Below are 3,747 nucleotides of genomic sequence, written 5' to 3' on the forward strand. Positions count from 1 at the left end.
ATTGACTATACGTAGAAAACGTGCTTCGACGGCACTGATCCCTGCACCTAACCAAAAAAATTGCTCAAGGAATAAAAACCATTCCTTAAGCAATTTTTCCGGTTAGGCTACGGGATCACCCGTGCCTAGTCGCACTCTGTTTCTTTAGTTTAATGCCCAAGCACCCATTCCTTGTGAATGGTAGATACGTGCTGCGTCATTTACTTGTTCGCGCCAGTCATTACTTGTTGTGTAAAGTGATTGGTACAAACCATGAGCAGTTGAACTTGGGTTCTGTGCTGATGGGTTGTTTCTTGATTCACGGTAACTGATGGCCATCCAAGTTGATGCTGAAACACCAGTCTTTTGTTCCATCAATTGGGCAGCTTGTTGAGCAACTGAACCACTAGTAGCAGTTGTGCTTGAAGTTGAAGCTTGGCTGCTTTGAGTAGTAGTTGCTTGTTGAGTTTGCTGAGTTGGTTGGCTGTAACTCTGAGTCTGTTGAGCAGTTGTAGTTGAAGCTGCTACATGGGCGCTACCTTGAGTATTTGATGAACTGTTAGCTGAAGGAATTTCTAATTTTTGTCCTACAACGATAACATTTGCATCCTTAAGATTGTTGGCACTCTCGATAGCCTTAACTGAGGAATTGTACTGTTGTGAGATTCCCCAAACGGTGTCGCCTGACTTAACTGTAACTATTGTGCTTGCTGAAGCATATGCGGATCCTGCGAAGAATAAACCAATAGCTGCGGCTGAAGTTGCGAAGATCATAGATAATACTTTTTTCAAAATTACACACTCCTATATCTGTGTTCTGTGTCTAGAATTTTTGCTGACCTCATCGATCAACAATACACAGTTTATAGTTACGAAGTTACCAAAAAATATCACGGGTATTAAGAATACCTGTTCGGATGTAACTAATGTAATCAAGGAGTAATGTTTGTCAAACTAAAAATCTATGATTTACATAAGGAACCTTGTTAAAACAGCAACCTCAAACGTTTTCATGAGTTTTCAAATGTTTCAAGCCGATGCCTGTGAAGCCACTAATGATCGAAAAAATAGGTGAAGAAAGACTAAATATCGCAAATGGCAGGTAGTCAATCGTTGGAACTTGAAGTGTATTTGCCGCAAAAACACCGGCAACACCCCAGGGAATCAGGTAGTTAATAACGGTTCCGCCATCTTCCAGTGCCCGGCTCAATGCAACCGGCGCTAATTTTGCTTTGTCAAAAGTTGATTTGAACGCGTTTCCTGGCAGAATCACGGACAGGTACTGCTCACCAACAAAGATGTTGACACCAATTCCGCTTAACACAACTGCCAAAATCATCGAGCCATCTGATTGTAATTTTCGTGACAAAGGCCCCATAACCGCATCAATCACGCCAAATTTCATTAACAGGCCACCTAATGCCAAAGCCGAAATAATCAGAGCAATCGTCGCCATCATGCTGGTAATCCCACCCCGGGTCAACAAGTTGTCAACATTTTTATTGCCGGAATGCGAGACGAAACCATTTGTCAAGATATTGACGATTTCTTGAACCTTGGTTGTCGGTGCTTGGACGAAGATCATCCCCACCGCCACCGTAATATTGATGAACAATGTCGGAATTGCCGGAATTTTCCGCCAGGCACACAAGAACATCAGGACAATAGGAAGAAACGCCCAAAGTGAGATGCTGAAATGTTGGTTCAAAACGTTGATGGTCTTGTCAATTGATGCTGTATTTAAGTGTGCATTTGTCCGGCCAATCAGGAAGAAAACAATCAGCGAAGTGAAAAACGCAGGGATCGTAGACCACATCAGGTTACGGATATGGCTGAACAAATCTGCACCAACCACTGCCGATGCCAAGTTGGTTGAATCGGAAAGCGGTGATGTTTTATCGCCAAAGATAGCGCCGGAAATCACGGCACCGGCAATCATGGCCGGGTTGATTCCCATCGTCAGTCCCATACCCAGAAAGGCAATCCCGATGGTTGAAACGACGGTAAAGGCACTCCCGATCGCTGTTCCAACAATCGTACAAACCAGAAAGACCGATGGCAGGAACCACTCGGCACTAATCAGATGAAAGCCGTACACCATGAGTGATGGGATGACTCCAGCGGCAATCCACGAACTAATCAGTGCCCCAATCAGAATAAAAATAAACATTGGAATAATCCCGGTTGATATTCCATCGATAATTCCCTGATTGACAGAATTCCAGGAAAACCGGCGGACTTTGGCCCAGGCAATTAACAGCAAAATAACCAACAAAATTGGAATTTGCGGTGAAATTCCCAGCTTGATAACACTAAAGCCCATAATTAGTAACATAAACAGTAAAACAATAATTCCTTCAGTCAAGCCAACTTTTGGTTCTTTAACTTCATTTTCCATCATGACACCCCTCGTTTTAATCTAACAATTGTCGATAAATTCTTCTGTCAACCAGCTGGGCCACACTCAAATACAAAAAGCGCCCCTCAGTCCAAAATGAATTGGACTAAGGGACGCTTTTGCGTGGTACCACCCAGTTTAGCCGTTAAAAACGACTCACTCACTAGATGATATCGGTTCTAGTTATTTTCCGTTAAAAAGATTGCCACGGTAGTTCACCAATTCGTCCTGACCGGTTCGCATCACCCACCGGCTTTCTGACACCCAGACGCATTGATTACTTCATGCAGCACAACAAATATTCAATTAATAATTGGTGCTTCTAACCCCAAAGTATTCTTCAGGATAATAAATCTTGCCGCCCTTATTGTACAGGGCGCCATCGAATAATGGCTTAATCAAATTTGCATTAAAATCAACATTCACAGTGGGCAAAATGTTAAAGTTATCAGCTGGCACGTAGTTATTCCTGAAGAAAAAGTCCGAGTTATCAACGGCACTGACTGCCCGATAACCTGCCAGACGGGCCCGAGTTTCCAGCTCAATCACCATTTCTTGACCGATCCCATCGTTTTGATCCTCGTGAAGCACACCGATTTCAACGATTGAAACGATCGGAAACTTAACAGTGGCAGAACGGACCGTTGCCGGTACCATCAGTGCATGGCCGACAATTTCACCGTTGCGATCCTTGGCAACAACTTCAAACTTTTCATTGTAGCCGCTGCTCTCACGCAAACGGTCAATCATGTCAATCTCGTCACCATCTGTGTTAGGTCCATCGTTCTCATAACTATCTGCAATAATCGTTCGTACAGCCGCATAATCTTTGCGATCAATTGTCTCTACTGAAATTTCCAAAATTTCATCTCACTATCTATATTTTTCCAACTTGTCTATAATTATATCTAAATGGTATCACAAATTTCACTTGGAAAGTTGGTTAATCATGTCAACAAAAACAAAACTCACAATAATTAGCATTTTAACATACTGTGCCTTTATTATCTTGGCTTTATCGTTAGGATTTCTCTCACCGGCCAAAATTGGCATCACGTGGACCATCTTCTGGTACGTTGCCGCTGCCGGGATTATTTATTATCTTTGGTTCAAAAATCTGGTATTTCAGCGAGTGATGTACTATAGCAAAGCCCTCAAATTGGCCCAAACAGATTTGGCTAAAATGCTGCCAAACCTCAAGGAAAGTCAGGTTGTCCCTGATCCCGGCAAGCCGGCAATCATCGCACCAATCTTTAATTTTCCACTTCAAGGATTGGATATTCTCAGCGCAAAATTAACGCCGATGGCAAAGGAAAAAGGCATTCAACCGTTTCGGTAAAATGGTTCTACAATATCTGTTGTTGGTAATA

General features: G+C 42.8%; 4 protein-coding genes. 1 reads left to right on the forward strand and 3 read right to left on the reverse strand.

The features are described from left to right. Nucleotides 1-144: 144 nt before the first annotated feature. The 3 genes from FD17_RS12805 to FD17_RS12815 all read right to left on the reverse strand — a co-directional run bounded on the left by FD17_RS12805 (nucleotide 145) and on the right by FD17_RS12815 (nucleotide 3,238). On the reverse strand, nucleotides 145-771 hold the full coding sequence (locus FD17_RS12805) for a LysM peptidoglycan-binding domain-containing protein (protein ID WP_057826569.1): 627 nt from the start codon (nucleotides 769-771) through the stop codon (nucleotides 145-147). Nucleotides 772-979: 208 nt separating this feature from the next. Next, nucleotides 980-2,377, reverse strand: coding sequence for a Na+/H+ antiporter NhaC (gene nhaC, locus FD17_RS12810; RefSeq protein ID WP_057826572.1), 1,398 nt, complete (start codon nucleotides 2,375-2,377; stop codon nucleotides 980-982). A 306-nt stretch (nucleotides 2,378-2,683) separates the two neighbouring features. Further along, nucleotides 2,684-3,238 (reverse strand): GNAT family N-acetyltransferase, encoded by a 555-nt coding sequence (locus tag FD17_RS12815; RefSeq protein WP_057826570.1) that lies wholly within the window; start codon nucleotides 3,236-3,238, stop codon nucleotides 2,684-2,686. Nucleotides 3,239-3,326: 88 nt separating this feature from the next. Here FD17_RS12815 and FD17_RS12820 point away from each other — a divergent pair, with 88 nt between their 5' ends. Next, nucleotides 3,327-3,716 (forward strand): hypothetical protein, encoded by a 390-nt coding sequence (locus FD17_RS12820; RefSeq protein WP_057826571.1) that lies wholly within the window; start codon nucleotides 3,327-3,329, stop codon nucleotides 3,714-3,716. Nucleotides 3,717-3,747 lie beyond the last annotated feature (31 nt).

Source organism: Lentilactobacillus sunkii DSM 19904 (assembly GCF_001435575.1).
Lineage (GTDB): Bacteria > Bacillota > Bacilli > Lactobacillales > Lactobacillaceae > Lentilactobacillus > Lentilactobacillus sunkii.